7 protein-coding genes are annotated in these 6,700 nt (G+C 68.1%); 6 read left to right on the top strand and 1 reads right to left on the bottom strand.

Features of this window, described 5'->3' with window-relative positions; all coding sequences use genetic code 11:
* The first annotated feature begins 468 nt into the window (after nt 1–468).
* On the top strand, nt 469–1,701 hold the full coding sequence (locus NI18_RS13525; RefSeq protein ID WP_037530495.1) for a M20 family metallopeptidase: 1,233 nt from the start codon (nt 469–471) through the stop codon (nt 1,699–1,701).
* A 125-nt stretch (nt 1,702–1,826) separates the two neighbouring features.
* On the opposite strand, the gene NI18_RS13520 is transcribed toward NI18_RS13525, so the two are convergent.
* On the bottom strand, nt 1,827–2,783 hold the full coding sequence (locus NI18_RS13520) for a 2-oxoglutarate and iron-dependent oxygenase domain-containing protein (protein WP_037530492.1): 957 nt from the start codon (nt 2,781–2,783) through the stop codon (nt 1,827–1,829).
* A 230-nt stretch (nt 2,784–3,013) separates the two neighbouring features.
* Here NI18_RS13520 and NI18_RS13515 point away from each other — a divergent pair, with 230 nt between their 5' ends.
* From NI18_RS13515 to NI18_RS13495, 5 genes are all read left to right on the top strand, one after another.
* Nucleotides 3,014–4,183, top strand: a complete 1,170-nt coding sequence (locus NI18_RS13515; RefSeq protein WP_347574858.1) for a multidrug effflux MFS transporter — start codon at nt 3,014–3,016, stop codon at nt 4,181–4,183.
* 72 nt (nt 4,184–4,255) lie between these two features.
* The gene (locus NI18_RS13510) at nt 4,256–4,597 is read left to right on the top strand and encodes a hypothetical protein (protein ID WP_037530490.1); all 342 of its coding nucleotides are present in this window, start codon (nt 4,256–4,258) and stop codon (nt 4,595–4,597) included.
* Between the two features lie 120 nt (nt 4,598–4,717).
* Nucleotides 4,718–5,290 (top strand): hypothetical protein, encoded by a 573-nt coding sequence (locus NI18_RS22435; protein ID WP_052149202.1) that lies wholly within the window; start codon nt 4,718–4,720, stop codon nt 5,288–5,290.
* 265 nt (nt 5,291–5,555) lie between these two features.
* Nucleotides 5,556–6,221, top strand: a complete 666-nt coding sequence (locus NI18_RS13500; RefSeq protein WP_031394478.1) for a hypothetical protein — start codon at nt 5,556–5,558, stop codon at nt 6,219–6,221.
* A 232-nt stretch (nt 6,222–6,453) separates the two neighbouring features.
* A partial coding sequence (locus tag NI18_RS13495; protein WP_157840534.1) for a hypothetical protein occupies nt 6,454–6,700 on the top strand: 247 nt, incomplete at its 3' end.

The following is a 6,700-nucleotide window of genomic DNA, read 5'->3' as shown; positions in this document are numbered from 1 at the left end:
CCGGGGCCCGGGTGGGGGACGTTGCCAACTGAGGTCTGCGCTGCGTTACTGTGGCCTTTCCAACTGGGCCCCGGCCTTCGCCGGGGTGGTAGGAAAGGAGGTGGGAGTCCGGGCTGGGTCCCTGCCTTCGCGGGGGAACAGTCTTGTGGTGCGGGTGCTGCCCAAAACTACCACCCGCGGAGGCCGGGGCCAGTTGGGGAGGTTGGAGTAACGGAGCGCCGTCCTGCATCATTGGCGTCCCCCAATTGGGCCCCGGCCTTCGCCGGGGTGGTGGGGGGTGTGGGGGCTGGCGGCTCTCTCCTCCATGTTCACCTGCGAAGGCGGGTGCCCAGACTGGGTCCCCGCCTTTGCGGGGACACAAGGGGAGCGGGGTGGTGGAGGGGGTGGGGTGCTGTGGTATAGGGCGGTATCGGCACGGGCCGGGCGTTGGCCGGGCCGGTGCACCACGTCTTGCAAAGGTACCCGATCATGTCGCTCGATTTCGAATCCACCACCGACTGGGCCGCGATCGGTGAGGAGAGTCTCGATGCGGCGATCGAGTTGCGGCGCGCGATCCATGCGGATCCCGAGGTCGGGCTGCACTGTCCGCGCACCTCGGACAAGGTGAAGGCGGCGCTGGCCGGGCTGCCGCTGGAGATCCGCGAGGGGACGTCGACCACCGGCTTCGTCGCGATCCTGCGCGGCGGGCGGGGCGGTGGTACCGCGGGGGGCAATGGGCGGACCGTGCTGTTGCGCGGCGACATGGACGCGCTGCCGATGCAGGAGGAGACGGGGCTGCCGTTCGCGTCGAAGATCGATGGCGCGATGCATGCGTGCGGGCATGATTCGCATACCGCGATGCTGGTCGGCGCGGCCAAGGCGCTGTGCGCGCGGCGGGACGCGTTGCCGGGGACGGTCGTGTTCATGTTCCAGCCGGGCGAGGAGGGGCATCACGGTGCGCGGCACATGATCGCCGACGGGCTGCTCGATGCGCCTTTGCCCGAGGCGGGGTTCGCGCTGCACATCTCGCCCAACATGCCGATGGGGCATGTCGTCAGCCGGTCGGGCACGCTGATGGCGTCGACCGACACGCTGCGCGCGACGATCACCGGGCGCGGCGGGCATGCGGCGATGCCGCACGATTGCCTCGATCCGCTGCCGATCGCATGCGAGATCGTCACCGCGCTGCAGACCTATGTCGCGCGGCAGGTGGCGGTGACCGATCCGGCGGTGCTGTCGATCACCAAGCTGAATGCGGGGAGCGCGCACAACGTCATTCCGTCGAGCGTCGAGATGCTCGGCACGATGCGGACCTTGTCCGAGCGGACGCGCGAACAGCTGCGCGCGGCGTTCGTGCGGATGGTCGAGGGGATCGCCGCAGCGCACGGCGCGGTGGGGACGCCGACGATCGAGCAGGGCTATCCCGTCACCGTGAACGATCCGCGCGCCACCGATCTGATCAAGGCGGTGGCGACGACGATCGGCGGCGAGGGCGCGTATCAGGTGATGCCGCCGATGATGGGGGCGGAGGATTTCTCGTACGTGCTGCAGAAGCTGCCGGGGGCGATGGCGTTCATCGGCGCGGCGCCCGAGGGGAGCGACCCGCGGACCAATCCGCCGCTGCACAATACGAAGATGACGATCGACGAGCGGGTGATGGCGCACGGCATCGCGGTGCACTGCGCGGTGGCGGAGCGGTTTCTGGCGAACGGGTTCGATTGAGGTTCACGCACCACCCCGGCGCAGGCCGGGGCCCAATTGGGAAGGTCGGCGTAATGGAGCGGTGTCCGCGGTTACTGCCGTCCCCCAATTGGGCCCCGGCCTTCGCCGGGGTGGTAGAAGAGCGGTTACTTCTTGATCAGGCCGATCTCTACCAGGCGTTCGTAGAGATAGTCGTGCGCGGTGATCGGGGTGGGGTAGCGGTTGGGGTTTTCCGCGGTGATCGTCGCGGGCAGCGTCTGAATCAGGAAATCCGGCGCGGGATGCAGGAAGAACGGCATCGAGTAGCGCGAATGCCGCGGCGTCGGGGGGGCGGGGTTGACGACGCGGTGCGTGGTCGAGGGCAGGACGTGGTTGGTCAGCCGCTGGAGCATGTCGCCGACATTGACGACCATCGCGCCCTCGGGCGGCTTGATCGACAGCCAGCGGCCGTTGGCGCGGTCGAGCAGTTCGAGGCCGGCCTCTTCCGCACCGAGCAGCAGGGTGATGAGGTTGATGTCCTCATGCGCGCCGGCGCGGACGCCCTCGGCATCGGCGGGGATCGGCGGGTAGTGGAGCAGGCGCAGGACGCTGTTGCCGTCCTTAACCGCGGGGTCGAACCAGTCGGGCGCGAGCTTCAGGTGGCGTGCGATCGCCGAGAGCAATTTGTCGCCCGCGGTGTCGAACGCCTTGAACAGGTCGAGAAAGACCGGCTTGAAGCCCTCGGGCCGGGTCGGCCAGACGTTCGGCGACATCTGTGCCGCGTAGCGGTGGCCGGCGGGGAGCTCGCGGCCGACATGCCAGAATTCCTTGAGGTCGACGACCTTGGCGTCCTTGGCGATCTCGGTCTTGAACGGGGTGTAGCCGCGCGCGCCGCCGCCGCCGGGGGCGAAATAGCCGCGCTTCTCGTCCTCGGGGAGCTCGAACAGCGCCTTGGTCTCGGCCCAGGCCTGGTCGATCAGGTCGGTCGGGATTCCGTGATCGGCGACGATCGCAAAACCGAAGCGTTCGAACGAGTTGCCGAGCGCGGCGGCAAAGCCATCGGGGTCGTGCGCCTGATCGGCGAGGCTGAGCGTGGGAACCTGGGCGGCGGGGCTGTCGAGCATGGAAGGATGTCCGGATAGGGGAGCGTCGATATAGCGACGCGGGGGGGCGGTGCCAATTGCCTGGCGGGATTTCGCGTGGCGGCTGTGGCGGGGTGGATAGCGGGTTTCGTAGGTAGCGATAACGCGGTAGGGCGCCGCATCATGACCGCAGAAACCCCAGTATCCGACGCGCCCGCGATGCGCGGCGCGCCGATCGGCTTTGTCGAGTTCGTGGCGCTGGTCGCAGCCTCATGTCGCTGACCGCGCTGGGGATCGATTCGATGCTGCCCGCGCTGCCCGCGATCGGCGAGTCGCTGGGGATCGCGAGCGAGAACAGCCGGCAATATATCGTGACCGCGTTCGTCATCGGCTTTGGCGTCGCGCAGCTCGTCCACGGGCCGCTCGCCGACCGGTTCGGGCGCCGCACGGTGCTGCTCTGGTCGCTGGGGCTGTACGCGCTCGCCAATGTCGCCTGCGCGCTGGCGGGAAGCTTCACATTGCTGCTGATCGCGCGGGTCGCGGGCGGGGCGGTGATCGCCGCGGCGCGGGTCGCGACGATCGCGCTGGTGCGCGACTGTTATCACGGGCGGGCGATGGCACGGGTGATGTCGATCGCGTTCATGGTGTTCATGATCGTGCCGATCCTGGCGCCGACCTTCGGCTGGAGCGTGCTGCAGTTCGGCGACTGGCGCGCGATCTTCTGGGTGATCGCAGGCCTGACGCTGGTCGTGCTCGCCTGGTTCTGGGTCCGGATGCCCGAGACGCTCGCGCCCGAGAACGTCCTGCCGATCACGCCGGCGCGGATCCTGTCGGACTGGCGGCAGACGCTTAGCGACCGGCTGTCGCTCGGCTATACGCTGGCGGCGACCGCGCTGATGGGGTCGCTCTATGGCTATCTCAACTCGATCCAGCAGATCATGGCGGACGTGTTCGCAAAGCCTGACCTGCTCGCGCTGATCTTCGCGGTCACCTCGGTGACGATGGCGGCGGCCAATCTGATGAATTCGCGGATCGTGATGAAGCTCGGCACGCGGCTGATCAGCCACTGCGCGCTGTCGGGGCTGATCCTGGTGTCGCTGGTGCATCTGGGCGCGATGGAGGCGGACTGGGAATCGCTCACCAGCTTTGCGGTGTTCCAGGCGCTGACGCTCGGCTGTTTCGGGCTGGCGACGTCGAATTTCTCGGCGATGGCGATGGAGAATATGGGGCGGATCGCCGGCACCGCGTCGAGCGTGCAGGGGTTCGTCAGCGTCACCGCGGGCGCGGTGATCGGCGCGATGATCGGCCAGGCGTTCGACGGGACGACGGTGCCGCTGGTGCTCGGCTTCCTGCTCGCGGGGCTCGCGGCGCTGGCAGTCGTCGCGCTGACGGAACGGGGCCGCCTCTTCCGGCCTGCGATCGTCGTCAAACCGGCGGAGTGACGGAACCGGGCACGCGTGCCCGCCGTTCCTTGACGCGAGACCGCACGACGCGGCCTGAGCAGGAGCGATAGCATGGGCGGACATCAGGTTCCCGGCATGGGCACGGGCGACGACGGGTATGACGAGGACGGCTATGACGAGAGCCAGCGCGCCGAGATCCTCGAGGCGACGCGCAGCGGCCCGGTCGACGGCGCGATCGTCACCGATCTGAGCCCCGATCTGGGCACGGACGACGACGAGGACGAGCCGATCGACGACATCGACATGGATTCGGAAGCGGTAGGCCAGACCGATTCGACCGTGACGATGGACGAGGACGATATCGACGAGGACGATGTCCAGGACGAGCTCGACGATGGCAGCATCGACGATGACGAGCTGGACGATGCCGACGACGTCGCGCTGAAGCCCTGACCCCTGCGATCCCCCGACGCGCGTGCGGCAGCGATCCCCGCACGCGCGTCCCGCTTCGATGTAGGAGGCGCGCGTGCGTATCGTGATCGCAACCGGCGGCGTGATGCCGATCCTCCTGGGATGCGGCCTTGGCGGCTGCTCGTACCCAAAGCAGCAGCAGCTCGACGTCACCGCGGCGGCGGCGCGCGCGCAGCAGAATATCGCGCGCTATGCGGCGGACAGCCGCCCCGGCCGGCATCCGTCGGCACCACCAAGATCGCGGCCGCAGCCCCCGAGACCTTGCCCGAGGCGGCGGCGGCGGTGGTGCGACGCTATTACCAGCGGATCGCGGCGCATGACTTTGCCGGGGCACGTGCGCTCTGGTGTCGCGACGGCGAATCCTCGACGCTCGACCGGGCGGGCTTCGCGAACCGCTTTGCGCGCTATGCCCGTTATGACGCGAGCATCGCGGCGCCGGGCAGCGTCGATGCGGGGGCGGGTCAGCTGCACATCTCGGTGCCGGTGCGCGTGTCGGGGACGCTCCGCGACGGGACGCGCTTTGCCGATGACGGGATGGTTCTGCTGCACCGCGTCAATGACGGGATCGAGACCGCGAGCGCCGAGGCGCATCTCTGGCGGATCGAATCCACCTCGGTCGACCCGGTGATCCCGCCGCCGCGCGCGCCCGTCACCAGCGCGCCCAGACGCCGCTAAGCCGCTGAAACCCGGGTATCCGTAGCGTCTTGCCGACGCCCGGGAAAAGCCACGAAGCCGCCATGATGGCCGCGGTTTCGCCCTTGTTCGTTCATCCGACCGTCAGAAACCGTTGCCATCTTGCCACAACCGGCGATTGTTCCCGAAATCGACGCACGGCGGTGCAACATTTTCGTCATCGACCTGTTTGGAGGGCCTGAGTGTCACGCGCCACGGGTTGTCCGGGGCGGCGGGACCCAGAACGAAACAAGAAGGTCATTCGAATATGCGTAAGCTTTCCATCGCAGTCGCCATCGCAGCAGCCGCCCTCGCCGCTCCGGCGTTCGCGCAGGACATGTCGGCTCCTGCCCCCACCGACAACAGCGCAGCGCCCGGCGAAGCCGCTGCACCGGACGGCTCGAAGGCCTTCGGGATTGAGCCGTATTTCGGCGTCATGGGCGGTTGGGAGCAGTTCGACAACGAAGCCGGCCACGGCATCCCGCAGGCGCTGAACGCCAACGGCACGCTGCGTCGCGGCTACAAGCCCTCGGGTTCGCTCGTTCAGGGCGTCCTGGGCGTCAACGTTCCGCTGGGCCCGGTCTTCGTCGGCGCAGAAGGTAACGTGATCAAGGGCATCGATGGCAACATCGACTGGCAGTATGGCGCAGCAGGCCGTTTCGGTTTCCGCGCTGGCGACAGCGGCCTGATCTACGGCAAGGTCGGCTACCAGTGGGTCAACTTCGACCATTTCTCGGGCCTGTCGAACACGGTTCCGAACACGAACCGCGACTATAGCGCGATCACCTACGGCATCGGCGCTGAAGTCGGTCCGCAGAGCATCGGCCTGAAGGGCATCACCGGCAACGCCGGCTTCCGCATCCGCGCCGAGGTCAACACCTTCGGCGACGCGCAGAGCTTCCGCCCGATGCTGGGTATCGTCACGCACTTCTGAGCTCTGGCTTAGACACGTGAAATCGGGCGGGGTGCGAGCGATCGCACCCCGCCCTTTTTTGTGTCCGGCGCGGATCGGCCGGGCCGCGTGGAGAGGGGTCGGGCAGTGCCATGACGTCCTCCTGATGTTCCCGATGCGTTCTGGCGCATTTCCGACTCGCTTCGCCGCATGTGAGTCGACGGGCGAGTGACATCGACTCGTGGCCGCGTAGGCGCGAAAGGCGATGGAGTATGTGTTTGATTTTATGCGGTTGCTGAGCGGCAATCGCGGGACGGGTGGCGCCCGTCGTCGGAGCGGTCCGGGTCTCGCGCTCCAGCTCCGCCTGGTGTTCTACGGCGTGCTGATCGGGCTGATGGTGCCGACCTTGCGCAAGATCGACTGGTCGCCGCTCGTCCCGCCGGGTCTGAAGGTCGAATGGCCGACCGGGTTCGGCGTGACCTGGCCCGCGGGGCAGCTCCACGTGCCGGGCGGGCTGGGGG

Source organism: Sphingomonas sp. Ant20 (genome assembly GCF_000783375.1).
In the GTDB taxonomy this organism is placed as follows: Bacteria; Pseudomonadota; Alphaproteobacteria; order Sphingomonadales; family Sphingomonadaceae; genus Sphingomonas; species Sphingomonas aerolata.
This window is presented reverse-complemented; position numbering and strand designations above follow the sequence as displayed.